This window comes from Acetobacterium bakii, assembly GCF_001263355.1.
Classification (GTDB): Bacteria; Bacillota; Clostridia; order Eubacteriales; family Eubacteriaceae; genus Acetobacterium; species Acetobacterium bakii.
Genome location: NZ_LGYO01000027.1, coordinates 29,623 through 56,071 on the forward strand (window position 1 = coordinate 29,623; position 26,449 = coordinate 56,071).

Annotated in this window: 28 protein-coding genes; 25 read left to right on the forward strand and 3 right to left on the reverse strand. The window is 42.1% G+C overall.

The window, feature by feature from the left end; translation table 11 throughout:
* From smc to AKG39_RS11105, 13 genes are all read left to right on the forward strand, one after another.
* Positions 1-3,576: a chromosome segregation protein SMC gene (smc, locus tag AKG39_RS11045; protein WP_050740455.1), complete on the forward strand. Its 3,576-nt coding sequence runs from the start codon at positions 1-3 to the stop codon at positions 3,574-3,576.
* 188 nt (positions 3,577-3,764) lie between these two features.
* A complete protein-coding gene (gene ftsY / locus AKG39_RS11050; protein WP_050740456.1) occupies positions 3,765-4,667 on the forward strand; it encodes a signal recognition particle-docking protein FtsY in 903 nt (300 codons plus the stop codon).
* Between the two features lie 78 nt (positions 4,668-4,745).
* Positions 4,746-5,102: a YlxM family DNA-binding protein gene (gene ylxM / locus AKG39_RS11055; RefSeq protein ID WP_050740457.1), complete on the forward strand. Its 357-nt coding sequence runs from the start codon at positions 4,746-4,748 to the stop codon at positions 5,100-5,102.
* Between the two features lie 10 nt (positions 5,103-5,112).
* Positions 5,113-6,450 carry a signal recognition particle protein gene (ffh, locus tag AKG39_RS11060; RefSeq protein ID WP_050740458.1) on the forward strand — a complete coding sequence of 446 codons (1,338 nt, stop codon included), beginning with the start codon at positions 5,113-5,115 and terminating at the stop codon, positions 6,448-6,450.
* A 60-nt stretch (positions 6,451-6,510) separates the two neighbouring features.
* The gene (gene rpsP / locus AKG39_RS11065; RefSeq protein ID WP_050740459.1) at positions 6,511-6,756 is read left to right on the forward strand and encodes a 30S ribosomal protein S16; all 246 of its coding nucleotides are present in this window, start codon (positions 6,511-6,513) and stop codon (positions 6,754-6,756) included.
* Positions 6,757-6,772: 16 nt separating this feature from the next.
* Entirely contained in the window at positions 6,773-7,003 is a 231-nt protein-coding gene (locus tag AKG39_RS11070; protein ID WP_050740460.1) for a KH domain-containing protein, read from the forward strand.
* Positions 7,004-7,060: 57 nt separating this feature from the next.
* A complete protein-coding gene (gene rimM, locus AKG39_RS11075) occupies positions 7,061-7,573 on the forward strand; it encodes a ribosome maturation factor RimM (RefSeq protein WP_050740461.1) in 513 nt (170 codons plus the stop codon).
* Positions 7,570-8,268, forward strand: a complete 699-nt coding sequence (trmD, locus tag AKG39_RS11080) for a tRNA (guanosine(37)-N1)-methyltransferase TrmD (RefSeq protein ID WP_050740462.1) — start codon at positions 7,570-7,572, stop codon at positions 8,266-8,268. Before rimM ends, trmD begins: the two co-directional genes overlap by 4 nt.
* 92 nt (positions 8,269-8,360) lie before the next feature.
* Complete coding sequence (gene rplS / locus AKG39_RS11085; RefSeq protein WP_050740463.1) at positions 8,361-8,714, forward strand: 50S ribosomal protein L19; 354 nt, start codon at positions 8,361-8,363, stop codon at positions 8,712-8,714.
* 54 nt (positions 8,715-8,768) lie between these two features.
* Positions 8,769-9,299, forward strand: coding sequence for a signal peptidase I (gene lepB / locus AKG39_RS11090; protein WP_050740464.1), 531 nt, complete (start codon positions 8,769-8,771; stop codon positions 9,297-9,299).
* A complete protein-coding gene (ylqF, locus tag AKG39_RS11095) occupies positions 9,299-10,156 on the forward strand; it encodes a ribosome biogenesis GTPase YlqF (protein WP_050740465.1) in 858 nt (285 codons plus the stop codon). The genes lepB and ylqF overlap by 1 nt, the downstream gene beginning before the upstream one ends.
* 209 nt (positions 10,157-10,365) lie before the next feature.
* Positions 10,366-11,142 carry a ribonuclease HII gene (locus tag AKG39_RS11100; protein WP_050740466.1) on the forward strand — a complete coding sequence of 259 codons (777 nt, stop codon included), beginning with the start codon at positions 10,366-10,368 and terminating at the stop codon, positions 11,140-11,142.
* Positions 11,142-11,510, forward strand: a complete 369-nt coding sequence (locus tag AKG39_RS11105; protein WP_050740467.1) for a YraN family protein — start codon at positions 11,142-11,144, stop codon at positions 11,508-11,510. The genes AKG39_RS11100 and AKG39_RS11105 overlap by 1 nt, the downstream gene beginning before the upstream one ends.
* A 94-nt stretch (positions 11,511-11,604) precedes the next feature.
* Here the strand turns inward: AKG39_RS11105 and AKG39_RS11110 are convergent, their stop codons facing one another.
* Positions 11,605-11,925 (reverse strand): nucleoside triphosphate pyrophosphohydrolase, encoded by a 321-nt coding sequence (locus tag AKG39_RS11110; protein WP_050740468.1) that lies wholly within the window; start codon positions 11,923-11,925, stop codon positions 11,605-11,607.
* A 214-nt stretch (positions 11,926-12,139) separates the two neighbouring features.
* Here AKG39_RS11110 and AKG39_RS20055 point away from each other — a divergent pair, with 214 nt between their 5' ends.
* The 12 genes from AKG39_RS20055 (at position 12,140) to AKG39_RS11165 (ending at position 24,249) form a co-directional block, all read left to right on the forward strand.
* Positions 12,140-12,283, forward strand: coding sequence for a hypothetical protein (locus AKG39_RS20055; protein ID WP_160316173.1), 144 nt, complete (start codon positions 12,140-12,142; stop codon positions 12,281-12,283).
* Between the two features lie 36 nt (positions 12,284-12,319).
* On the forward strand, positions 12,320-13,015 hold the full coding sequence (locus AKG39_RS11115) for an SGNH/GDSL hydrolase family protein (protein WP_050740469.1): 696 nt from the start codon (positions 12,320-12,322) through the stop codon (positions 13,013-13,015).
* Positions 13,016-13,171: 156 nt separating this feature from the next.
* Complete coding sequence (locus AKG39_RS11120) at positions 13,172-13,726, forward strand: glycerol-3-phosphate responsive antiterminator (RefSeq protein WP_050740470.1); 555 nt, start codon at positions 13,172-13,174, stop codon at positions 13,724-13,726.
* 335 nt (positions 13,727-14,061) lie between these two features.
* Positions 14,062-15,561, forward strand: a complete 1,500-nt coding sequence (locus AKG39_RS11125) for an FGGY-family carbohydrate kinase (RefSeq protein WP_050740471.1) — start codon at positions 14,062-14,064, stop codon at positions 15,559-15,561.
* 18 nt (positions 15,562-15,579) lie between these two features.
* Positions 15,580-16,338, forward strand: a complete 759-nt coding sequence (locus AKG39_RS11130; RefSeq protein ID WP_050740472.1) for an SDR family NAD(P)-dependent oxidoreductase — start codon at positions 15,580-15,582, stop codon at positions 16,336-16,338.
* 77 nt (positions 16,339-16,415) lie between these two features.
* Positions 16,416-17,870, forward strand: a complete 1,455-nt coding sequence (locus tag AKG39_RS11135; protein WP_050740473.1) for an NAD(P)/FAD-dependent oxidoreductase — start codon at positions 16,416-16,418, stop codon at positions 17,868-17,870.
* Position 17,871: 1 nt separating this feature from the next.
* Positions 17,872-19,128: an NAD(P)/FAD-dependent oxidoreductase gene (locus tag AKG39_RS11140; protein WP_050740474.1), complete on the forward strand. Its 1,257-nt coding sequence runs from the start codon at positions 17,872-17,874 to the stop codon at positions 19,126-19,128.
* Entirely contained in the window at positions 19,129-19,509 is a 381-nt protein-coding gene (locus tag AKG39_RS11145) for a DUF1667 domain-containing protein (protein ID WP_050740475.1), read from the forward strand.
* Positions 19,499-20,365: a class II fructose-bisphosphate aldolase gene (locus AKG39_RS11150; RefSeq protein ID WP_050740476.1), complete on the forward strand. Its 867-nt coding sequence runs from the start codon at positions 19,499-19,501 to the stop codon at positions 20,363-20,365. The genes AKG39_RS11145 and AKG39_RS11150 overlap by 11 nt, the downstream gene beginning before the upstream one ends.
* A gap of 251 nt (positions 20,366-20,616) precedes the next feature.
* On the forward strand, positions 20,617-22,212 hold the full coding sequence (locus AKG39_RS11155; protein ID WP_050740477.1) for an ABC-F family ATP-binding cassette domain-containing protein: 1,596 nt from the start codon (positions 20,617-20,619) through the stop codon (positions 22,210-22,212).
* Between the two features lie 10 nt (positions 22,213-22,222).
* A complete protein-coding gene (locus AKG39_RS11160) occupies positions 22,223-23,575 on the forward strand; it encodes a sodium-dependent transporter (RefSeq protein ID WP_050740478.1) in 1,353 nt (450 codons plus the stop codon).
* Between the two features lie 23 nt (positions 23,576-23,598).
* The gene (locus tag AKG39_RS11165) at positions 23,599-24,249 is read left to right on the forward strand and encodes a class I SAM-dependent methyltransferase (protein ID WP_050740479.1); all 651 of its coding nucleotides are present in this window, start codon (positions 23,599-23,601) and stop codon (positions 24,247-24,249) included.
* A gap of 263 nt (positions 24,250-24,512) precedes the next feature.
* Here AKG39_RS11165 and AKG39_RS11170 read toward each other — a convergent pair whose 3' ends face one another.
* Positions 24,513-24,794 (reverse strand): DUF2769 domain-containing protein, encoded by a 282-nt coding sequence (locus AKG39_RS11170; RefSeq protein ID WP_050740480.1) that lies wholly within the window; start codon positions 24,792-24,794, stop codon positions 24,513-24,515.
* Positions 24,795-24,975: 181 nt separating this feature from the next.
* Entirely contained in the window at positions 24,976-26,385 is a 1,410-nt protein-coding gene (locus AKG39_RS11175; RefSeq protein WP_201780274.1) for a deoxyribodipyrimidine photo-lyase, read from the reverse strand.
* Positions 26,386-26,449 lie beyond the last annotated feature (64 nt).

Below are 26,449 nucleotides of genomic sequence, written 5' to 3' on the forward strand. Positions count from 1 at the left end.
TTGTTTTTAAAAAAATTACATATAACCGGATTTAAGTCTTTTGCAGACCCTGTCAGCCTCGAATTCTCCAAGGGTATTTCAGCCATTGTGGGGCCCAACGGCAGCGGCAAAAGCAATATTACCGATGCCATTAAATGGGTGCTGGGTGAACAAAGTATTAAGTCCCTGCGGGGAAAAAAAATGGAAGATGTTATTTTTTCGGGAACCGATAAAAAATCACCCACCGGTTATGCCGAAGTGGTGCTGGTGATGGACAATGGGGATGGATCACTGGTGGATTATCCCCAGGAGGTCTCGATCTCAAGAAAACTCTATCGTTCCGGGGACAGTGATTACGCCATTAATAAAAAAAGCTGCAAGCTTAAGGATGTACACAGTATTTTTATGGATACCGGCCTTGGGAAAAACGGCTATTCCCTGATTAGTCAGGGTGGAATAGAAAATATCATTGCCAGCTCACCCGGCGAACTGCGAAGTATTTTTGAGGAAGCCGTGGGGATCGTATCTTATAAAACAAAAAAAAATGAAGCCGAAAAAAAGCTTGAGCAAACCCAGAATCATTTAGACCGTTTACGGGATATTATGGTGGAAATAGAAAAGCAGTTAGGACCACTGAAAAATCAGTCCCGGAAGGCTAAAACCTGGTTGACGCTCCATGAGGAGCTGAAAACTGTGGATTTAGTCGTTTTTTATGAAAAAATGACCACTGCCCTAAAGACCATGACCCAGCTTCGGGAAGACTTCACTTGTCAATGCGGGCTTTGTGAATCCGATGAAAAAAACATTGAAGTAAAGGATGCCTTGTATCAGAAGCTGACCATTCACAACCGGGAATTGGAATTTTTGGCGGATATGGCCAAGAACAAACTGACTGCACAGCGATCAGAATTGGAACAGGCCCAGCAAAATGATATTCGGAACAAAAGCCGGATTGAAGCCAATAACATTACCGCGGAACGTCTGGGCAAAGAAATGGCCGATGTTGACGGGGAAATCACCGAAAATAATAAAAAAATTACTGATCTGCAGGAAACAGCGGGACAGAAAACAGAACTCCTGAAAATTCATCGTTCAAAACAAGAAAAGCTGGAAATAACCTTAAATGAACTGCTGCGGGAAGAACAGACAGAGAAAGAACGGGAAAAAATCCATCAGGAGTCTGTTGCTTCCAACCAGGTTAAACGCCAAAGTCTGGAAGAAAAACTGCTTGAATGCAGGGTGGGAATCCAGGAAACAAAAACCGAAGCTGACTTTGTCAATCAGCGCCTGGCGGTACTGGCACAGGAGCAAACCCTGATTAATGAGAGCTTAAAAGAACTGGCGCTAAAAACCAGGGCCTTCAGTGATGAAAAAGCAGCGTTTGAAACTCGGCATCAAAAACTGCTTGAAACATTCAACCGGGCCAAACTCACCCAAGAAAATCTTTCCAGCGAGCAGCACACCCTTTCAAACAATCGTAAGGTCAACGCCTCAAAAAAAGATTATCTTGAAAATGTCCAAAGAAACTACCAGGATTATTTCCCGGCCATTCGTAAATTGATGACCTCAGAAAAAATTCTTGGGGATGTGATCCATGTAGTTTACGGACCGGTTGGGGAACTGATCTCCATGGACAGTCGTTTTACCCAGGCCATTGATATTGCTCTGGGTGGAAAAAGCCAGAACATTGTAGTGAAAAATGTTAGAACCGCCAGTGCTTGCATTAACCTTTTAAAAACCCAGCGTCTTGGTCGGGCCACCTTTTTGCCTCTGGATAATCTCCGGTATTCACTCATTGATGCCAAAACCCGCGAATTGCTAAAAGGGCTTTCCGGATTTGAAGGCATTGCCAGCGAGCTGGTAAAAACCACTGCCGCTTATGAAAAGGCCATTGACAGTTTACTGGGCCGAACCATTGTTGCCAGGGATTTTTCCGCTGGAAAAGAAATCCAAAGAAGTCTTCAGGGGAAATTCACGATTGTGACCCTGGAAGGCGAAATTTTTTATCCCGGTGGAGCCATTGTCGGAGGACAGAATAAAGACAGCCGGCAATCACCCTTGTTTAAAAAAGCGGAAATTGAAAAGCTCGGCAAAGAAATGGCACACCAGGAAGAACTCTTATTAAAGCTCCATGAAAAGGAACAGACTGGAATCCAGGCACTGTTACAGTATAAAAATGAGCTAAAAGAAATTGAAGCTAATTATAACCTTTGCAAACAAAAAATATGGGAAAACAATAAAGAACTTGACGATTTAAACCAGAAAAAAGAAACCAATCAGCAGCTGTCTCAGGAGCTCAAAGAAAAGGAAACTGGCTTAACCCATCGGCTGCATGAACTTTCAGAAGCCCTGATTCTTGCCGAAAATTCACATAATAAGGTGAAGCAGCAGCCCCAAAAGGATCAGGCGCCAGGGGACGCGGTGGATGATATCCGTCATCAATTGGATAATCTAAGACCGGAAATATCCCAGGGACAGATGGAAGTCACCCGGCTAAATGGAGAAATCAATGGCTATGAACAGCAGTGCTCAATAATAAGAGAGCAGCTTAACCGCCAATTGGAACGAAAATCCCAATTGGAAAAGGAAATCTCCCAATATAATAGCGAATCTTTTGAGCTGACCCAGAGCCAGAAAGTTCTGGAAATCGAAATTTTAAGGTTAACGGCTGAATTGGCGTCCCACTTGGAAAAAAACCGAACCAATATGGATCAGCAAAAAGAAAATACCACAGTCTTGGAAGCACTCCGAGAAGAAATCAAAACCATTAACCATGATTTAATCATCCATAATGATGCAAAAAACAAGCTGGAAACCAAAATAAGCGGTCTTCAAATCAACATGGATCATTGGGAAGAAGGCATTTATGCCAGCTATGAAATGAATTACATTATGGTACAGGATGTTTACAAAGAATTGATGGCGAAACAGGATGCTGAAGAACTGGATTTATCCGAAGAACGCCAACGGGAGCTCAAGGGGAAAATTGCGGGGCTGGGAAATGTGAATCTCAGTGCCATCGACGATTATGAAGAAATTGTTGAGCGGCACGGGTTTATGAAGGAACAACTGGAGGATTTGGATTCGGGTAAGCGGGAACTGCTGGACATTATCAATTCCTTATACGACGCTATGACGGATCAGTTTAAGGAAAAATTTATTATCCTTCAGGAAAAATTCACCCGAATATTTGGCATTCTTTTTGAAGGCGGTCGGGCTTATTTGGAATTCACCGATCCCACCGGGATTTTAGAAGGCGGCATTGAGCTGGTAGCCCAACCGCCGGGAAAACGGCTCCGCCATATTTCATTGCTTTCCGGCGGCGAAAAATCCATGGTGGCCATTGCCCTGCTTTTTTCTTTTTTAGAAATCAATCCCTCACCCTTTTGCGTCATCGATGAAATTGATGCGGCGTTGGATGATCACAACATTTTTCGCTACATCAGTTATTTGAAGAAAATCGCCGAAAACAACCAATTCATCACCATTACCCACCGGCTCAAAACCCTGGAGGTCTGCGACAATCTCTACGGCGTATCGATGTCCGGGGACGGTGTTTCGCAACTGGTATCAGTCCGAATATCCGATTATGTCTAAAGAATACACCACAGCCATTGCGAAAGTGCTGTGAGCTTCGCTGCCAGTTTACATGAAACAATTTCTCCACTATACGGCGTACAGTCTAACGACTGTTCGCCTATACGTTACGAAATCGTTTATGAAAACTGACATCAAAGCAATTTACTGTTGAGCTTATAAATATACTTATATTAGAGGAGGCAACAATGGAATTAAGTTTATATGAACGTATGCGCAACAAGCTGATTAAAACAAAGGATACGTTTAAGGTAAAATTAGAAAATGTCATGTACATGGGGAGCTTTGATGATGATTTTTTTGAAGAGTTGGAAGAAACTCTGATTCTTTCGGATCTTGGGGTGGAAACCTCGATGAAGATCACCGAACAGCTCCGCAGCAAGATTAAAGAAACCCGGGCAAAAACCAAAGAAGAAGTTATGGCTTATTTAAAAGAAATTATCGCCGATATGGTTCGGATTGAACAAAAACCATGGACCACACCGATGATTATACTGATGGTAGGGGTTAACGGTGTTGGAAAAACTACCACTATCGCCAAGCTGGCCAGTCGCTACAAAGCCGAAGGAAAAAAAGTCATGGTTGCTGCCGCAGATACCTTTCGGGCAGCGGCCACCGAGCAGCTTGAGGAGTGGTCCAAACGGGTGGGCGTGGATATTATTAAAAGCACTAAAGGTGCGGACCCAAGCTCAGTGGTATTTGATGCCATCGGTGCCGCCAGAGCCCGAAAAACCGACATATTAATTTGTGATACTGCCGGCCGGCTCCATAATAAGGTCAATCTTATGAAAGAGCTGGAAAAGATCAGCCGCATCGTCAATCGCGAAGGAGAAGGCTTTACTATCCATAATCTTATGGTTTTAGACGCTACCACCGGACAGAATGCGTTAAACCAGGCCAAGGTCTTTCACGAGTGCGTTGAGATCAGCGGAATTGTATTAACGAAACTGGATGGCACCTCTAAAGGGGGGATTGCCATCGCCATTATTGACGAAATGCAAATCCCCATTGAATACGTGGGAATCGGTGAAAAACAAGAGGACCTCATTGAATTTGATCCGCTAAAATTTGTTGATCTCCTATTTGAATAAAAGCTTGACATTTTGCCCCCCAGGACTTACAATAATAAAGTCGTCAAGTAAAATTCCTTTACGACATTGAAGGTGTTTATGGAAAAAAAAATTGGCGAACAATATTTGTTTGATTTCTATGGTGAGCTTCTAACCGAAAAGCAAAAACAGATCCTGGACTATTATTATAACGACGACTATAGTCTTGCTGAAATTGCCGGAGTTATGAAAGTCACCCGTCAGGGTATCTTTGATGTGATTAAACGCTCAAAAGCCATGATGGAAGTTTATGAAGAAAAACTTGGGCTGGTAGAAAAATTTTTAGGATCCCAGAAACTTCTGGAAGAAATCCAAAAGGATTTGGTTGGTCTGACAGAAGGTACAAAAGACCTGGAGCTGAAATCCGAACTGACCGCAGTGATTGAAAAATTAAAAAAAGTCAGCGAAGAAAACTAGAGGTGAAATTATGATCTTTGAAGGATTAAATGAGAAATTTCAGAATATATTTTCCCAACTCAAACGCAAGGGAAAGCTTAACGAAAAGGACATCCAAGCCGCCAGCCGGGAAATAAAGCTTGCACTGCTGGAAGCGGATGTTAACTTTAAGGTTGTTAAACAGTTTACAAAAAACATTAGTGAACGAGCCATTGGCCAGGAGGTTATGAACAGCCTGACACCAGGACAACAATTCATTAAAATTGTAAATGATGAAATGACTACCCTGCTTGGTGGGGAAATTGAGCGGATGGACTTTATTGACGGCCGCCGGAATGTCTACATGATGGTCGGGCTTCAAGGTGCTGGTAAAACAACCACTGCCGGTAAGGTTGCCAATCTTTTGCGCAAGGAAAAGAAATTCAAGCCATTATTGGTTGCTTGTGACGTATACCGTCCGGCGGCGATTAAACAGCTTGAAATCCTGGGTGAAGAATTAAATATTGATGTTTATTCGGAACATGATATCAAAGACCCGGTGGGAATTGCCAAACGCGGGTTGAAAAAAGCCGAAGACGGTCACTATGATTTAGTTATTTTTGATACCGCCGGCCGGCTGCAAATTGATGAAGCCCTGATGGAAGAATTGGTCAAGATTAAAGAGACCATTTTGCCAACCGAAATTTTATTAACCGTTGATGCCATGACAGGTCAGGAATCTGTTAATGTGGCGAACGAATTTAATCGCCTCCTGGATATTACCGGGGTGATTTTAACAAAGCTTGATGGGGATACCCGTGGTGGGGCAGCATTGTCCATTACATTTACCACCGGGAAATCCATTAAATATATTGGTACCGGCGAAAAACTCGCCGATATTGAACTTTTCTACCCAGACCGTATGGCCTCCCGTATTTTAGGGATGGGTGATGTGCTTTCCTTCATTGATAAAGCTCAAAGCATGATGGATGAAGAATCATCAAGGAAGCTGGAAGAAAAAATACGAAACCAGGAATTTGATCTCAATGATTTTCTGGAACAAATTAAGCAAATTGAGAGCATGGGTTCAATGAACAGCCTGTTGGAAATGATTCCCGGAGCGAGTAAAAAAGCTCTGAAAAATGTGGATTTATCCGGAGCTGATACCAAGCGAACCGAAGCAATTATCTTGTCCATGACCGGCGAAGAACGCCATAAGCCTGGGATTATTAATGCCAGCCGCCGTAAGCGGATCGCTTCAGGGAGTGGCACAAAGGTAGCCGATGTGAATCGTCTTTTAAAAGGGTTTGAACAATCCCGAAAGATGATGAAGCAGATGTCCAATCCAAATCTTGCAAAAAAAGGGCGCATGAAGCTACCTTTTATGTAAAATGTTATTTATGACAAATTGTCACTAGATAAAAGAAGTTTAAGAAAGGGGGAAATAAACATGGCAGTTAAAATTAGATTAAAAAGAATGGGTAAGAAGAAAAAACCTTTTTATAGAATCGTTGTTGCTGACGCACGTGCTCCAAGAGATGGCAAATTCATCGAAGAAATTGGGTACTACAATCCTTGTGTTGATCCATCACTTGTAAAAGTTGATGCAGATCGTGCAAAGGTTTGGTTGGCTAATGGAGCAAAACCAACAGATACCGTTAAGTATTTGTTAAAAAGAGAAAACGTAATCGAGTAGTATCAGGAGGTAAGTGATGAAAGAACTTGTAGAAATTATTGCTAAGGCTCTGGTTGATCATCCCGATGATGTTTCTGTTCAGGAAGTCGAAGGCGATCAATCCATAACTTTGGAATTAAAGGTTGCCAACGATGACATGGGCAAAGTCATTGGAAAGCAGGGTCGAATCGCAAAGGCAATTCGTACCGTCATAAAAGCCGCTGCCACGAAAGAAGACAAGCGCGTCATGTTGGAAATTATCCAATAGTTGATGCACTGGGCTGTGTATACAGCTCTTTTTTTTATTTATTATTGGGAGAAAATGATGAAAAATGATAGCATGATGATCATCGGTCGGATACTTGGGGTTCATGGGATAAAAGGGGAAATCAAGGTATTGCCTCTCACCGACGACCCTGAGCGTTTCTTTGATTTAGATACCATTAAGATCTCAAAAGACAAAAGCTGGGTGGATTATACCATTAAGGGCCATCGCCTGCATAAGAACAATGTACTTTTATTTCTGGAGGGTGTAATTACCCGAAATGATGCTGAAGCCTTAATGGGCCAGCACATCGCCATTGATCGCGCGCTTGCGGTTGAACTCAATGAAGATGAATTTTTTATTGAGGATCTGCTGGGGCTGCCAGTTTATAATGGGGACAAACTTCTGGGAAAGCTCACAGATGTAATGCAAACCGGCGGCATTGATGTTTACATCATTACTGGGGGTAAAAAAACCTACTGTGTGCCAGCCCGAAAAATTTATTTTGATAACATTGATATGAAAGAACAGCGTATCAATGCCACTATTCCCCAGGAAATATTGGAGCTATGACCTATTATTTTTTAACCCTATTCCCGGAAATATTTCACACCTATTTTCAGTCTGGAATGATGGGACGCGGGGTGGAAAATGGGATCATAGAATATAAGGTTATTAATATCCGGGACTTTTCCGGGAATAAACACAACAAAGTCGATGACGCCCCATTTGGCGGCGGAGCCGGTATGGTTATGGCGGCACCGCCGATTGTCAATGCCCTTAAAAGCATTGAGAATTACCTAGACTACCCGGTTATTTATCTAACCCCCAGTGGCCAGCAGTTCAAACAAAACCACAGTATTGGGCTGGCAGAGGAAAAAGGGATTGTATTTATTTGCGGCCATTACGAAGGAATTGATCAACGGGTCATTGACCAGTATGTTACCGCAGAGTTTTCAGTGGGGGACTACGTTCTTACCGGAGGTGAGCTTCCAGCCCTGACCATGGCGGATTGCATCGCCCGGAATATCCCGGATTTTTTAGGGAATAAAGAAAGTCTGGAAGAAGAATCCTTTGAATCAAATCTGCTGGAGTACCCTCATTACACCAGACCAAGGGAATTTGAAGGCGCAGCGGTTCCAGATGTGCTCTTATCCGGTCACCATAAGGACATTGAAGCCTGGCGTCTGACAAAGGCAAAAGAAAAAACAAAAAATAACCGTCCGGATTTGTATGAAAACTATGAAAAAAGCTTGCATAAGAAATAGAATCAGTGTATAATACCATGGTATGTTAACAAAGGAGACGGTCCTCTGCACTTGATGCACGAACGTCAAAATTCAATTTAAAGGAGAAACAAATGGACATAATTAAAAAGATTCAAATGGAAAACATGAAGGCAGAGCTGCCCAAGTTTTCTGTTGGAGATACTGTAAAAGTACACGTAAAAGTTATTGAAGGAAAACGCGAAAGAATTCAGATTTTTGAAGGCATCGTATTAAAAAGACAAAATGGCGGTGTAGGAGAAACCTTTACCGTGCGTAAGATTTCCTCAGGCGTTGGCGTTGAAAGAACTTTCCTCGTACATTCACCAAAAATTGAAGATGTTGTTATCGTAAGACGTGGTAAGGTTCGTCGTGCCAAGTTATTTTATCTTCGCGATCGTATTGGAAAAGCAGCCAAAGTTAAAGAACGAAAAGAAAAAAGAGCGTAATTCAGAGGCTGTCAAGCCTCTTTTTTGGTTATTTTACAGTAAGGAAGTGAAGAGATGAAAAGTGATCGGGAACGCAGCGGCAGCTTGGAACTTAGAGAATGGTTACAGTCTGCGATTATTGCCGTTATTCTTGCATTTATTATTAAAATGTTTTTGTTTGATTTCGTTATGGTTGATGGCAGCTCCATGGTTCCAACCCTTGACAACGGTGATCGATTAATTATTAACAAAATCGGCTATACCATCGGCGAGCCTCAGTATGAGGATATTGTGATTCTCAGCTACAGTAAAAGTGTTGAATATGTCAAGCGTGTGGTTGCAAAAGGCGGAGATACTGTAGAAATAAAAGATACTGTTTTTTATCTTAATGATCAGCCGGTCGCAGAGGATTATATCAGCGCTGTACCCTATGATGATTTTGCAAAAGTAACCGTCCCAGCGGGTACTTATTTTGTAATGGGCGATAACCGCGCTAACAGCTCGGACAGTCGTTATGAAAGCCTGGGCTTTGTTGACAAAGATGCCATTGACGGAAAAGTGATTTTTAGAATTTGGCCACTCAATGCCATAGGAACGGTGAATTAATGTCTGATGAAAAAATAGAATATATCCAGTGGTATCCCGGTCACATGGCCAAAGCCAAACGGGAAATCAAAGAAAAAATGAAGCTCATTAACGTCGTGATCGAGGTAGTGGATGCACGGTTGCCCATATCCAGCAAGAACCCGGACATTAACGAGTACACCTGGAATAAGCAGCACATACTGTTAATGAATAAGTCCGATTTGGCAGATCCCTTTGTGAGTGAAGCCTGGATGGATTGGTTCAAAGGAAATACGAATATTCAACATGTCATGCTTTATGATGCCTTCGATCGGCGTTTGAAGGCTGAGCTCATTAAATTAATTCATTCTCTAAACGTAAAAAATAAGTTCCAAATGAAATGCCTGGTTTGCGGCATTCCCAATGCCGGAAAATCAACGGTCATCAATAGTCTGATCGGTAAAAAGAAAACCCAGATCGGGAATCGGCCGGGTGTAACCAGAGGCCAGCAATGGTTGAGCACCCCGGATAACCTGATGCTTTTGGATACCCCGGGGATTTTATGGCCTAAGTTTGATGATCCCATGGTTGGGCTTCACCTGGCATGGCTCGGTTCCATTAAAGACACGATTTATGAAAAAGAGAACATTGCCGCGGATCTGTTAAAATATCTGATTGCCTATTATCCCAAATATGTGGAGAATATTTATAAAATAACATTGGAAAACAAAAACTTCGTCGAAATTTATGATGCCATTGCCAAAAGCCGTGGATTACTCATAAAAGGCGGAGAATATGATTATTCAAGAACCAGCGAACTGATTCTCAACGATTTTAAAAATGGCCGCATCGGCCGCATAACCCTTGAACGTCCAACCAGTAAAACCTTTATGGGGTAAAAAATCAATAAAACAACAAAAGTGAACGCTAATTCTTTAACCAGTAAAATGGTTAGAATTAGCGTTTTTTAGTATTCATAGCTTATCCTTGTTCGGTGAGAATAATTGGAACGATGCGGCAATTTATTTGATAAATCCTGGGCACATGTAGTATAATGATTTCAATAATAACACCCTTAAAATGACCCCAAAGAAAAAAGAGGTACCATATGATTGACATTCATAAGCAAACTGTTAAAGCTATCCATGAGGAACTGGAAACACTTGAAATCAAAAACTGCCCTGAAATAATTTCCCTGCTGAAAGCAGATCCCAGACTCGCTGTTCAAAAGATGGGTTTGTCCCTCGAAAGAAAAGCGGGCGCATTGCTAATAGAAAAACAGCGGATTCAAAAGATGAAAGCAATGGAAAATGGCCATTATCAGGCGGGGATAAAATACATTGGAGGCATTGACGAGGTTGGCCGGGGGCCCTTGGCAGGTCCTGTGGTTACCTGTGTTGTAGTCCTCAAACACGACTCTCAGATTCCGTACGTGAATGACTCTAAAAAGTTATCTAAAAAGATGCGGGAAAGCCTGTGTCAACAACTTTTAGCCGAAGTTTTGGATTATGAAATTGGCGTGGTGGACAACCAAACCATTGATGAGATTAATATTCTGAACGCCACCAAAAAAGCCATGGCAGACTCGGTGGCAAAGCTTTCCATCCAGCCCGAGCTTTTGCTTCTTGATGCCATTAAAATTGATTCGAATATTTCTCAGAAATCAATCATTCACGGGGATGCCACCTGCTATTGTATCGGTGCCGCCAGTATTATTGCCAAGGTTTTTCGGGACAATATGATGCTGGTTTATCATGAAGAATATCCGGAGTATGGGTTTGATCACAACATGGGTTACGGTACAGCTCAGCACATCGAGGCCATTCACAAATACGGACTAACGCCGATTCACCGCAGAAGCTTTGTCCGGAATTTGGGTTTTTAATGAAAACCCAAAATTATCAAAAAGGACAGCAGGGCGAAGAACTGGCGGTCACTTTTTTGACGAATGCAAATTACCGGGTTCTCGATCGAAATTACAAACGCTCAACCGGAGAAATTGATATTGTCATTCAAAAAGAAGAGACAATTGTCTTTGTGGAAGTGAAGTATCGAAAAAATTTAAAGTATGGTTTTCCCCGGGAAGCTGTGAACCTGAGCAAACAAAAACGCATCGGAAAAACCGCATTATGGTACCTGAAAGAAAAAAAACTTTTCGATGTCAGTGTGCGGTTTGATGTGCTTGAAATTTATTTTGAAGACGATGGAAAAAGAGTGATTAATCACTACGAAAATGCCTTTATGCTGCGCTGATTGATTTTAAAAAGCTTTTTAAATAAACAGGCGACAGGGATTGTTTATTTGCAATCACTATCGCCTGTTCTAATTTTTTAAATAATATTTCTGTTTATTGGCCGTCATCCACTGAAATCAAAAAAACCTTTTCAGAGTAAGAACCCTTGCTTTCTTTGTTTTGGAGCTTCAAGTAATCGATGTGAAGAGGTTCGAAGTCGTAGACTTCCACAATGGTGTCCAACAATTCATAAATATCAGAAATTTCATCTTCCGAGGGTCTCTTAGAAAATACTTCCGCCTTTTCAATGAGCTTTTCTTTTAGAGCGTCCTTAATTTCTGATTGACCCAGGATCTTAAACTCACAGGTCCGTCCGCTTTCTCTAATAATTTCAGGGATTTTGTCTCTGACAAGTTTGTTATATTCTACTTTCATAATGTATCACCTCGAGTTTATTATACCCAATGTAGGCTAGGAAAAACAAGCGAAAAAACAGTAATTTAAGAAAAAAGCTTTCAAATCCTGATTAAAGTAACAAAGTAAAAATGAAAAGGGATTCATTCATATTATTTACTGGAGAGTATTTTAAATACACGAAAGAGTGATATAATAATAAAAAAAGCTTTGTAAAGAGATGGTGCGATTTTTGATGGATAAAAACAACAAGTTTAACGAGGAAATAATCAATCTGATTAGTCAGGGTGATAATAATCGAGTCGAATTCAGACGCCATAGCAACGACTCGAATTTATTGGCAGGTTATATCATCATTTGCAAACGCATCTGGCGGTAAATTGGTTATTGGGGTAAAAGAAAAGGAGATACCTATATGGACATTAAAAAGCAGATTGCGGTATATGGAGATTCAATTTTAAAAGGTGTGATGTTGGATAAAGAAAGTCAGAAGTATTTTTTTTCCAAAGAAAGTGTAGCTAAAATTCTGGAAAAATTAATACCATTTCAAATCCATAATCATTCAAAATTCGGCTGTACCATTGAAAAAGGTCATAAATATCTGACAAACGGATTAAAAAAAGGCCTTGACTGTGAAATTGTGCTTCTGGAATATGGCGGAAATGATTGCGATTATGATTGGGAAGCTGTGTCAGCCAGCCCCGAAGAAAATCATCTTCCCCATACACCCCTGGATTTATTCAAAAGAACCTTTCGCGAAATCATTGCTGAGTTAAATGAGCACGGCATCCGACCATTGCTGATGTCGCTTCCGCCAATTGATGCGGAAAAGTATCTGTCCTGGATTACCCGCAATGGACTGAGTAAGGAAAATATAACAAAATTTCTTGGTGATGTGCAAATGATTTACCGCTTTCAAGAGCTGTATTCAAACACCATAGCACTTATTGCAGCGGAAACGGGAAGTCTATTTATTGATGTACGCAGCCGTTTTCTAGACAAGCGTAATTTCAAAGAATTAATCTGTGAGGATGGCATTCATCCAAACGCCGAGGGTCATAAGCTGATCAGTCAGACATTTATGGACTTTGTTTCTTTGCATGCATCTTAATAATGAGACAAAAGAATGTTTCATAGAGTGATTGAAGTGAGAAAAACAACGGACTATTAGCGGTATGAATCTATTTATTAAGAAAAACTTGTCCAATAAATAAAAGTTGACAGTGCAATTCATAGTGTGCTATGATTTTTGAAACGAGGATAGTCAATGAGTAACATAGAATTTAACGAATTTGAGGTCATCCCATCCATTCGCAAGCTGAATAATTTGGAAGTCGCCCTTGAAAGTGATGCCAGGATAATTTTGCTCACCGATGCCCATATCGCTAATCTTAAAACATTAGTGGAAATGGTTCATTCAAAAGGTAAAAAAGCATTGGTCAATCTTGAGTTAATCGGCGGTTTTGGTAAAGATCACGTCGGCATGAAACTGTTGAAAAACCATTATCATGTTGATGGGGTTATGTCAACTGACAGCGGTAAGCTGGGAATGGCGAAACGCTATGAACTTTTTACAATCCAACGTTTTTTTCTTATTGATTCACGATCCTTCGAAACAACTATGAAAATTCTGGAATCTGCACGAGTTGACGGCGCCGAAGTGTTGCCGGCAATTACGGCCATGGATTTGTTTGATGATTTGATGCAGGTAGCCAGGATCCCGCTGCTTGCCGGAGGCTTCATCAGGGATCGGGAAATGCTAAATAAGATAAGAGAACGCGGCTTTAAGGGTGTCACGATAAGTGACAAGTCCCTGTGGTAAATACAACAGAATAAAAGGCCTGGATGGTAATTGTGTGAGTCCTGCTTAATGGATGTGACGTTTTTAGTCGCATCCATTAAGCAGGATTTTTTTATAGAAAACTGTAAACGAATCCAGTGAAAAATGTTGAAAATTAATGGATAATTGCATAATTTAAAAGAATCGAACGATGGTTGCTTTGATGTCAGTTTTCACAAACTATTTTGTAACGTGCAGGCGAACAGGCAATAGCCTGTCCAACCTGCAGTGTAAAAATTGTTTCGTGTAAATTGGCAGCGAAGCTCACAGTAGTTGTGTAATTAATTATTAAAATTTGAAAATGGAGGATTAAAAACATGGGGAAATATTTAATCGGTCTTGATAATGGCGGCACAATGATTAAGGCCGCCATCTATGATTTAAAAGGCAGGGAAATCGCCATTTCCAGTACAAAAACAGCGATGTTTCAGCCCGAGCCCGGCTTCACCGAACGCGATGTTGAGGAAATGTGGCAAGCCAATGTTTCTGCCATTAAAGGCGTCCTGAAAAAAGCCGGAATAAAGGGCAGTGAAGTGATCGGACTGGCCGCCACCGGTCACGGAAACGGTATGTATCTCATCCAGGCAGACGGCAAGCAGGCCTACAATGGCATGATTTCCACGGATGTTCGGGGGAAAGAGTACGTCATCCAATGGATGAAGGATGGCACCTTTGAAAAGATCCTGCCAAAAACCATGCAATCCGTTTGGGCCGGACAACCAACCACATTGTTGCGGTGGTTCCTGGATTATAAACCGGAAGTCATTGAAAACACCAAATGGATTTTTATGTGTAAGGATTATATTCGGTTTCGATTAACCGGTGAAGCCTTTGGGGAAATTGCTGATATGTCAGGCTCGAGCATTATGAATGTCCGGGATGTAAAATATGATATTGATTTGTTAAAGGATATGGGACTTGAATCCATTTACGATAAGCTTCCACCACTGCGCTATTCAGGAGAAGTGTGTGGCAAGATCACTAAAGAAGTGGCAGAACTTACGGGTCTGGCAGAAGGCACCCCGGTTGCCGGAGGCTGTATGGACATTCATGCATCCGCCATGGCAGTGGGGATCACTGATGAAGAAAAAATGTGTGTGGTTGCGGGAACCTGGAGTATTAATGAGTACATCAGCAAGAAACCGGTGGTGGATAAGGATTTATTCATGACTTCCATATATCCGATTCCCGGATACTGGATGATCATGGAAGGCAGTCCGACCTCCGCCAGTAATTTGGAATGGTTTTTAACTGAAATTCTGAGAGACGTGGACCTCAAGAATCAGGATGTCTATGATTATTCGAATAATTGTGTAGACTGCCTTGGCGATCAGGATTGTGGAATTGTCTTTCTGCCGTTTCTTTATGCCAGCAACGTCAATATTAATGCAAAGGCCTGCTTTATTGGACTAAACAGCTACCACAACCGTGATAACATGCTCAGAGCCGTTTATGAAGGAATCGTGTTCAGTCACAAATATCATATTCAAAAATTGCTTAAATATCGGAAAGCACCCAAGAGCATAAGAATTGCTGGTGGGGTTGCCCGGTCCAAGGTCTGGGTTCAAATGTTTGCGGATATTCTCCAGGTCCCCATTGAAGTCACTGACTGCAGTGAACTGGGAGCTTTGGGAGCCGCCATCTGCGCCGGGGTTGCAACCGGGGAATACAAGAGCTTTAAAGCCGCCTCGGATGTAATGGTAGACATCGCTTTTACGGCCACACCCAATCCTGAAAAGTTCGCCATGTATGATAAAAAATACAACCGTTATCTGAAGATTATCAATGCATTGGATGGCATTTGGGATGAATATTAAAATTGAGGAGAAAAGAGAATGGATTTAAAACTACAGGGAAAAAATGCCATTATTACTGGGGGATCCCGTGGCGTCGGACGGGCGATTGCCCTGGGCCTTGCGGCCGAAGGGGTTAATATTGCCGTGACAGCCCGGGCATTAACCCCAAATATTCAGGCTGTTATTGAAGAAGCTAAAGCCATGGGGGTTAAGGCCTATGCCATTGCAGCAAATCTGGAAAATCCGGCTGAGACCATTGATATGATGCAAGAAGCGCAAAAGCTGCTTGGGGATTTAGATATCCTGATTAATAATGCTGGCATCTGGCTGACCGGCTGGATTCAGGATATTCCCCTGGAGGATTGGGAACTGACCATGAATGTCAACCTCACCGCACCTTTTCAGACTTCGCAGTTTTTTGCAAAAGCAAACCTGGAAAAAGGACGGCCCGGAAAAATCATAAATGTGAATTCCCAGGCAGCTTTTAACGGGTCCACCACTGGGCATGCCCATTATGCTGCCAGTAAAGCGGGCATGGTGGCCTTGACCATTTCCATGGCCCGGGAACTTTCCTCCAGGGGAATCACCGTAAACGGCATTGCCCTGGGGGTTGTGGATACAGATTTGATTCGGGAAAATATCAAAGCGAATCCCGGATACTATGAGAGTCGTATTCCCATTGGTCGAGTGGCTCAACCAGAGGATGTGGCAAATATCGTGGTATTTCTAGCCTCGGAACCCGCAGCTTATCTTACCGGAACCACCCTGGATGCCACCGGCGGGATGCTGATGCGATAGCAACAAAAGAGAAAAGGGTAGTTCTCACACCATGAATACTATCCTTGGAAACATGGGAATTAAGAAAGGAAATTAAAATGAGTCATTATGATGTTATCATCATCGGAGGGGGCATTACTGGAACCGCTATTGCTCACGAATTGTCAAAATACGAAATTAAAACAGGCCTTCTTGAACGCGGTACCGATATTGGTATCGGGGCTACCAAAGGCAACGGAGGAGTAGTTCACCAGGGATATGATCCAAAGCCCGGAAGCCTTAAAGCGAAAATCAATGTTGAAGGAGCTAACATGTACCCACGGCTTTCCAAAGAGCTGGGTTTTGGGATGATTAATCCCGGACTTTTTGTCATTGGTTTTGGCGAAGCAGATCTTGAGGTGCTTAAATACAAACGTGACAACGGCATTAAAAATGGTGTGAAAGGTTTGGAAATTATCAGCGCAGAGCAAATGCGAAAAAAAGAGCCACACCTGGCGCCAAATGTTACCCAGGGTCTTTATTCACCCACTACCACCGTTGTGGATACCTTTGAGGTCGCCATTGCCTTTGCAGAAAATGCCAAAGATAACGGCGTGGATATTTTTACCAATCAGAAGGTACTGTCCATCGATAAAAATAAAAGTGGTTTTGTGATTAAAACAAAAAATGCCGCATTTAACTGTGATTATATCGTAAATGCCGCCGGTAATCATGCTGATGAAGTGGCAAAACTGCTGGACATTTACGAATATGAAATAAAGCCACGCCATGGTGATCTTATGGTTTTGGACAAAGATCTCAGCTTTAAACCAAATACGGTTATGTTCCCGGTTCCCAGCCCGGAGTCAAAGGGCATAGCTTGTATTCCAACCATTCACGGAAATACAATTATCGGGTCAACAGCAACGATGTTAGACGATAAAGAGGACGTGGTAAACTATCGACATGGTATCCAGGAACTCATTGACGGCGTCCACCGGATTTTACCGGAGCTTGAAACAAACCGGGTCATTCGAACCTTCGCAGGGCTTCGCCCGGTGGTGATCAACAATAACAATGATTTTTTTATTGCCGAATCACAAACCGTGAAAGGGTTTATTCACGTTGCCGGAATCCAGTCTCCCGGGGTTGCCTCGGCGCCGGCCATTGGCGAACATGTTCGTGATTTGCTGGCCAATGCCGGCCTCTCTTTAAAAAACAAGCTAAGCTACAATCCCTATCGGGAGAAAAAAGTCGTCTTCAATCAGCTCACCATAGAAGAACAAGATAAACTCATTCAGAGCAATCCGGCCTATGGAAAAATTGTGTGCCGCTGCGAAACCGTTACCGAGGGTGAAATTGTCGACGCCATCCACGGGGTTATCGGTGCCCATACCTTTGATGCCATTAAACGGCGTACCCGAGCGGGAATGGGACGGTGTCAAAGCGGATTCTGTCAATACAAGGTTCTGTCAATCATTGCCCGGGAATTAGCTATTCCCGTGGATCAGGTTCTGCTGGAAGATTTGGGAACTGAACTATTGCGCGGCAAAGTAAAAACAGGGGAGGCTTAAAATGAGAAAATTGCAATACGATATCGTCATCATCGGCGGCGGCCCCGGGGGCCTCGGAGCAGCCCTAAAAGCCAAAGAAAAAGGTGCCACCGTTGCCATTATCGAACGAAACAATGAATTGGGAGGGATTCTTAATCAATGCATACACAGTGGTTTTGGTCTTAAGTATTTTAAAGAAGAATTAACCGGGCCGGAATATGCCGAGCTTTTTATCGAAAAAGTCAGTGAGACGGATATTGATGTTTATCTCAATACCATGGTCATTGATATTGGGGCTGACCGAAAGGTCACGGCCATGAATGAAGCCGGGATGTTGGATTTTACAGCCGGAGCCGTTGTTCTTGCCATGGGCTGTCGGGAACGAACCCGAGGGGCCATAAAAATACCGGGGTCCCGGCCAGCTGGGGTTCTTACCGCAGGTTTAGCCCAACGTTATGTGAACATAGAAAATCTGAAACCCGGAAACCAGGTGGTTATTCTCGGCTCCGGCGATATTGGCCTGATTATGGCAAGGCGGCTGACCCTGGAAGGAATAAAGGTTATCGGTGTTTATGAGCTGATGCCCTATGCCAATGGACTATACCGGAACATTAAAAACTGTCTGGATGATTTTGATATTCCTCTTCATTTATCAACCACGGTTTCCAATATTATTGGTTATCCCAGACTCGAAGCCATTGAAGTGTCGAAGGTGAATGAAAAAATGGAGATTATTGAAGGTAGTCAGGAAATCATCCCCTGTGATACACTGCTGCTTTCCATCGGTTTAATTCCTGAAAATGAGCTTTCAAAGAAGTCCGGGGTTGAATTAAACCCCAAAACCAATGGCCCTTTAGTAAATGAAACTCTGGAAACCAATATTTCCGGAATATTCGCCTGTGGGAATGTGCTTCATGTTCATGATTTAGTAGATTTGGTCACCCTGGAGGCAGAACGGGCCGGAGAATATGCCGCCCAGTTTGCCTTAACCAATAAGGTCAAATCAAGGGACTATATCAGCTTGAGTCCTGGAGAAAATGTCGCTTACACCGTGCCTGATAAGATATCTCTACCTTTAAAGAAAAGTGCTTTGGTTAACTTCAGAGTCAGATCGCCTTTGGATGCGGCCCGAATTGTAGTTATCAGTGGGAAGAAAATTATTTATGAAGGCAAAACGAAAGACTTTAAACCAAGCGTCATGGAAAATGTTAAAATCAAACCCGAACAATTGGCCGGCTTATCCCGGCCATTGACGGTTTCAGTTATGGAGGTTAAGTAGATGGAAAGAAACATGTTGTGCTGTACCACCTGTCCTTCGGAATGTGTGATCACTGTGACAAAACAAGGGAAAGACACCCTTAGTATTGAAGGATACACCTGTAAACGGGGGCTGAAGTTTGCACAAAAAGAACTGACTGCACCGGAAAGAACATTGACCAGTACTATGATTATGATGTTGGGTCAACAAGAATTCCTGATACCGGTCAAATCGGCGCAACCCATACCCAAAAGAAGTATGGTGGCAGCCATGAATGAAATTAAAAGAAGCAAGCTCCAACATGCCTGCAAAAGAGGTGATGTGCTCATCTCTGATATTTGCGGGTCAGGTGTGGATATTGTAGCGTGTAAAAGCATAAAGGAGAAAAATCATGCTTGTTAATCTCAGTGAAATATTAAAAATACCCACTGCTCGTGGGTTTGCCGTAGGAGCCTTTAATACCCCGAATTTAGAAAGCATTCAAGCGGTGATTGCGGCAGCTGAAAATCTTCAGCAGCCGGTGATTCTTAACCATGCTCAGATCCACGAAGACATTGCTCAATTAGATACCATCGGACCGGTTATGATTAATCTGGCAAAAAAAGCCAGGGTAAATGTGTGCGTTCATTTAGATCATGGCGAAGATTTGGGCTATTTATTACGGGCCATGAAAATGGGGTTTTCGTCAGTGATGTATGATGGTTCAAAATTGCCCTATGATGAAAATCTCGAAAATACCTGTGAAATTGTCAGGATCGCCCATTGCCTGGGGGTTTCCGTGGAAGCAGAGCTTGGTCGGGTGCTCCGTCCCGAAGGCGGAGGTGCCATGGATCCCGAAGACGAAGCCTTGACCCCGGAAGAGTGTTACACCAATCCCCAATCCGCTAAAGCCTTTGTTGCTGCCACCGGAATCGATGCCCTGGCCATTGCCTTTGGCACCGCCCATGGGATTTATGAAGCAGAACCTTGTTTGGATTTCAGCCGTATCGCCGAGATTCATAACCAGATGGATGTCCCGCTGGTCATGCACGGAGGATCCGGAGTAGGGGATGACGACTTTAAAAAAGCCATTAAGGCTGGGATTTCAAAGATCAACTACTTCACCTATATGTCCCTGGCGGGAGGTCAGGCTGTAAAAGATTATTTTGCTAAAAACCCCGGTAAAGAACTGCGTTTCGATGAAATTTCAGAAATCGGACGTTTAGGAATGCAACAGGATGCGGAACGCGCCATGAAAATTTTTAATGATGAAAACTAATTTTGCATAAGATTTACTTCTTTCAGTAGGATAGAGGCAAAAAAACCAGCATATCCGGAAGCCATAGAAGCACTTTAAACAAATTGAGCCAGCGGACTTAAATATTATCTTAAGTATTTATGAAAACACTGGAAATTAAAAGGAATAAAGGGTATAATTAAATGTCTTGTAGTGAAGGTTCATTATCAGTGAATTAACTGATAAGGGCCTTTTCTTTATGACTATAAATACCATGGAGGATCACGAAATATATGATTACAGTAACAGATTTAAGTTTAAATTTTAGCGGAACCAATCTATTTTCCAACGTCAATTTAAAGTTTATCCCAGGAAATTGCTACGGCATTATCGGTGCCAACGGTGCAGGAAAAACCACATTTTTAAATATATTATCCGGTGAAATTGAGCCGTCGACAGGGGATGTTTTTATTCCTCAACACATCCGTATGTCCGTATTGAAACAGGATCATTATGCCTATGATGAATTCACTGTGCTTGATACCATTATGATGGGTAATGCCCGTCTATATGCTATTATGAAAGAAAAAGACGCCTTATACATGAAGGAAGATTTTTCCGATGAAGACGGCATTAAGGCCGGAGAATTAGAAGGCGAATTTGCGGAAATGGGCGGCTGGGAAGCAGAATCCGATGGTTCCCGTATTATCCAGGGGTTAGGTCTCGGGGTTGATATTCTCGATGCCACCATGGATTCACTCAATGGGAATGAAAAGGTTAAGGTCTTATTGGCTCAGGCCCTGTTCGGTAAACCTGAGATCATTCTGCTGGATGAACCTACCAACCATTTGGACATCCAAGCCGTGCTCTGGTTAGAAGATTTCCTGATGGATTATGAAGGCACCGTTATCGTGGTTTCCCATGATCGTTACTTCCTTAATAACGTTTGTACCCACATTGTCGATATTGACTATAATAAAATTAAGGTTTACGTCGGGAATTATGATTTCTGGTACGAATCCAGTCAATTGATTCAGCGATTGCTTAAGGATCAAAATAAAAAGAGCGAAGACAAAGCCAAGGAACTGCAGAACTTTATTACCCGATTCTCGGCTAATAAATCCAAATCAAAACAGGCCACTTCCCGTAAAAAGATGCTGGATAAGCTGAATATTGAAGATATGCCATCCTCGTCACGAAAATACCCATGGGTTGGATTTCAGATTGACCGAGAACCCGGTAAGGAAATTCTCAGTGTTGAGCATATATCCAAAACCATTGATGGGGTCAAGGTCCTGAATAACGTCAGTTTTCGGGTCGGCAAGGATGAAAAGATTGCCTTTGTATCCGATAATGAAATTGCCATGACTACCTTATTCAAGATTCTTATGGAAGAAATTGAGCCTGATGAAGGCAGTTTCAAATGGGGCGTCAGCACCAGCCAATCCTATTTTCCAAAGGACAATGGCGAATTTTTCAACGATTGTACCCTGAATATCTGCGAATGGATTCAGCAATATACCGAGGAAATCACCGAAACTTATATTCGTGCATTCCTGGGTCGGATGCTTTTCTCCGGCGACGATATTTACAAAGAAGTACAGGTATTATCCGGAGGGGAACGGGTGCGTTGCATGCTTTCCAAGATGATGATGAAAAACGCGTGTGTTCTGGTTATGGATCAGCCCACCAACCATTTAGATCTCGAATCCATCACCGCAGTGAACAACGGTCTCATGGAATATAAAGGAATTCTTCTGTTTGCCAGCCATGACCATCAGTTTATGGAAACGGTAGCGAATCGAATCATCGAAATTCGTGAAGAAGGTATCCTTGATCGCTTATCAACCTATGATGAGTTCATCGAATACAAAAAGAAACTGGCGTAAGCCGTGATCTATGAGTAGTCGAAGCAAGTTTTCTAGCAAAATTGGTTTTGTTATGGCCGCCGCAGGTTCAGCGGTGGGCCTTGGCAACATTTGGCGATTTCCATATTTAGCAGCAAAATATGGCGGAGGACTTTTCCTCCTGATTTATCTTATATTTGTATTAACCTTGGGCTTTACCATCATGACCGCCGAGTTGGCCATTGGCCGAAAAACACAACTCAGCCCGGTTGGTGCCTATCGGGCCTTAAATAAAAAATACAGTTTCATCGGGGTTATTGCCTCCCTAGTGGCCTTTTTAATTCTACCCTATTATAGTGTTATCGGGGGATGGGTGATTAAATACTTTGTCACCTTTATTTCAGGCGGCGGACTAGCCACCGCAGCGAATGATTATTTTGGCGGCTATATTGCACAACCCCTGGAGCCCATATTCTGGCAATGCATTTTTGTGCTGGCAACCACTTTTGTTGTTATCAAGGGGGTCAAAAACGGTATCGAAAAAGCAAGTGTTATATTAATGCCTATTCTGATTGCTTTATCCCTCTTTGTGGCGGTTTATTCCATTTTCCAACCGGGAGCCATGGCAGGGGTTAGATATTTTCTGTATCCGGATTTTTCGAATTTCAGCTTTCAGGCGGTTTTAGCCGCCATGGGACAAATGTTTTACTCTTTATCTCTGGCGATGGGGATTATGGTAACCTATGGGTCTTACCTGAGTAAAAAAGAAGACCTGGAAGCATCGGTAAAACAGATTGAACTTTTTGATGCGGGCATTGCAATTTTAGCAGGCTTTATGATTATTCCTGCAGTTTTCGCTTTTTCCGGAGGCGATCCTGCAGCCCTTAACAAAGGTCCCGGGTTGATGTTTGTAACCTTGCCCAAGGTTTTTGAAAGCATGAACTTCGGTAATTTTATGGGCGGCGTATTTTTTTTGCTGGTTCTTTTCGCAGCACTGACCTCGTCTATTTCACTGATGGAGGCGGTAGTTTCCACGGTGTGTGATCAGTTTAAATGGAACCGCAAAAAGGGCGTCTTAATTGTTGCAGTCATTGCGATTCTATTGGGGATTCCATCGTCATTGGGTCAGGGAGTTTGGAGCAGTATTACGATTTTTGGTTTTAACTTCCTGGACTTTTTCGATTTTATTACCAACTCAGTACTTATGCCGGTGGGTGCATTTTTCACCTGTATCTTTGTAGGGCATATTCTTGAGACGAAAATTATTACCGACGAAGTCAAGCTTTCGTCACCCTTTAAACGAGAAAAGCTCTTTATTCTTATGATCAAATACATAGCACCGGTTTGCATCGTGGCCATTCTCATCAGTTCAATTTTAGAAGCCATGGGAATTATTAAATATTAGGGATTTAAAAGGGATAGAAATTGATGAATGATTATTGCGATATTTGCGGATCAGAAACAAGAGAAATATTTCATAAAGATTATCAATTAAGCTTCTATTACTGTTCCTATTGCGAATTTATTTCAAAAGATAAAAATGCAATCATAACCGAGGCAGAAGAATTGAGAATTTATAATCTCCATGAAAACACCATTGAAGATCAGCGCTATGTGGACTATTTCAAACGGTTTATTCATTCGGCAATTCTGGATTATTGCAAAACTGGGGGAAACGGTCTGGATTTTGGAAGCGGCCCTTCTCCGGTGCTGGCAACACTTTTAGAACGTGACTATGACTATTCAATGGATATATACGATCGGTTTTACGCTCCGGATAAAATTTACGAAGGCCAAAAATACAATCTCATCACTGCCACCGAAGTTGTCGAGCATTTAAAAAATCCATTGGATTATTTCCATCAATTCAAAGCGCTGCTGGATGAAGACGGACTGTTATCGATAATGACCACCTTTCATCCTCGAAATGACGCTGCTTTTATGAACTGGCATTATATGAGAGAGGCCTGTCACATCTCGTTCTACACATTAAAAACCATGACAGTGATCAGCGAAATGGTTGGCTTAAAAATCATTTATTCGGATGGACAACGCTATACATCATTTAAACTATTATAAAAGCTCGCAACCTGGATTGATGCATAAGAAAACAGACCAATTAGCTGGTCTGTTTAAAGTGTCAGCAAAGCAAAAAGTAAGTCCTGGGGACAACGGTTTACCATTGTCCCCAGGGCGGTTTTAGCATCAAACTCAACAGACCAATTAACGGGTCTGTTTTTTTATGCTTATTATTCTATTTCCCTCCGTCGATCAGGCAAAAATAGCTGCTTTAAAGTTCGAATGTAATATTTTAATGGAATTGCATATAAATAATTTGATAATTACAGCTTTCCGCCTGCGACAATGCAATAAAAACTATTTTTAAGATTGTATTCCCTAAACAACTCACAAGTTTCACAGAGGCAGCCTTTTTCTTTTTCAATACAGCGACTTGGTTCATAGGCACAAAACATCACTTCCGCATGACCTTTAGATTCTAGATCACTAAAACTTACACTCACTTTATCCGGCACTGACTTGACCTTACAAATAAGGGTATAGCTGGGACACTTTGTACACATACACTTTCTAACATTTTCCTTGGTTTTTGGTACAACTGACATAAGTAAACCTCCTATAATAAAATAGATACAAATTTATAAACTGTCTGTATATTTTTTTACCCGCATTTTAATTTTCCAAACAATTGCATTTTGGTGAATATATTTAAAAATAGGATTTACACTAAAATTAAAGTGGTTTGCACCCAGCAAAAATACTGGGATCGAAAGGTGTGGCTTAGGATTATATAAGTTTGTCAATGCGCTCAATGTATTTTTTCATATCAAACTTTCGTTTAAGCCCCTGGGCATTCATATACCGCAAAGTTCCGAAAATACTTCGTTCCCGCCAGCCCCGGTCATGTATCCCAAAACACCAGGCAACTCCGGTATAACTATTGGGATCTCGGCCGTCGATAAAGTATTTATTATTTAAATAGATGGCAGTTTCATAGGCCTTTTTAAAATTCGGAGTCCACTCGATGATTTTTTTGCACCAATACATGCGCATATAATTGTGCATATAACCGGTAAGCACCATTTCTTTCATAGCGGTATTCCAGTAAGTATCATGGGTAGCAAATTTTTCCAAAACTTCCACGTCATAGAGGTAAGGGCGGACATCATCGTCATGAAGTCCCATGGTACGATATGCCCATGGATTGGTCATGGTTTCAAAAACATCATAGCCTTCTCGATAATAAACAAAATTAAAGGCCAATTCCCGTCGTACAATAAGTTGTTCAATAAATCCATTATAAGCTTCATTTCTGATATGCTTAACTTTTTGCAAGGTTAGGTAAATTTCAAGGGCCGAAATTTGTCCGAAATGCAGATAGGGACTGAGCCCTGATTGAACCACAAAAGCCGGCGAATTGCCTTCGTCGTAATGGGGTAATCCTTTTTCGATGAAGGCATGCAGACGCAGGAGGGCGTTTGAATAACCGCCTTTGAAATATAAACTTTTCTTAACTGAATGATCAATGGCAGCACTTTCAAGAAATTCATCGATCATTTTGGGATTTAGGTTATGAATTGCCTTTGGATAGAGTTGATTATCCAATGCCTCAAACCACTCGCCAGACCAGGGGATTATCACTGATTTCATCCGGAAATTAAGGGCATATTGATCAAGATATCTATGAATTTTGGGTCGAATGGTTCTGGCGGCGTACTCTTCTTTGACAGAGGTCATTCCAATGGGAACAATCAAGTCGCTTTCCAATTCATAAACGCCTAAAACCTCGGTTGTCAATGCCTTTTTAATGACCTTCTCCCGCCATTTTCGCTGGATTTTCAGATAGCCCTTATCCATAACCAGGAAGGCTGCATTCCTGATATAATCCGTAATGCCAACCTCAGGGGATGCCTTTACCAGATGAAAACCAATACCACGTTTCTGTAGTTCTTTTGAAACTTCGTTGAGACCTTCAAGCATAAAGGCATAGTGCCGCTCATTAGCTTCGGGAAAATCATCAGTGAGGCCAAAATAGACCAATAAAGGCAATTTGTATTCATTACTCAGTTCAATGGCATAGGCAAGAGCATGGTTGTAATTGATGCGCTGGGATTGCTGCATCCAATATAGGCAAAACCCGACTGGGGAGGTGGTGATGGATTTTTCAAAATGAACGGTTAATCGATCAGTAAACACGATGAAACACACCCTTTCTTTATTGTATCAGACTAAAAAAGCCAAGTGAGATAGCTTTATTTGC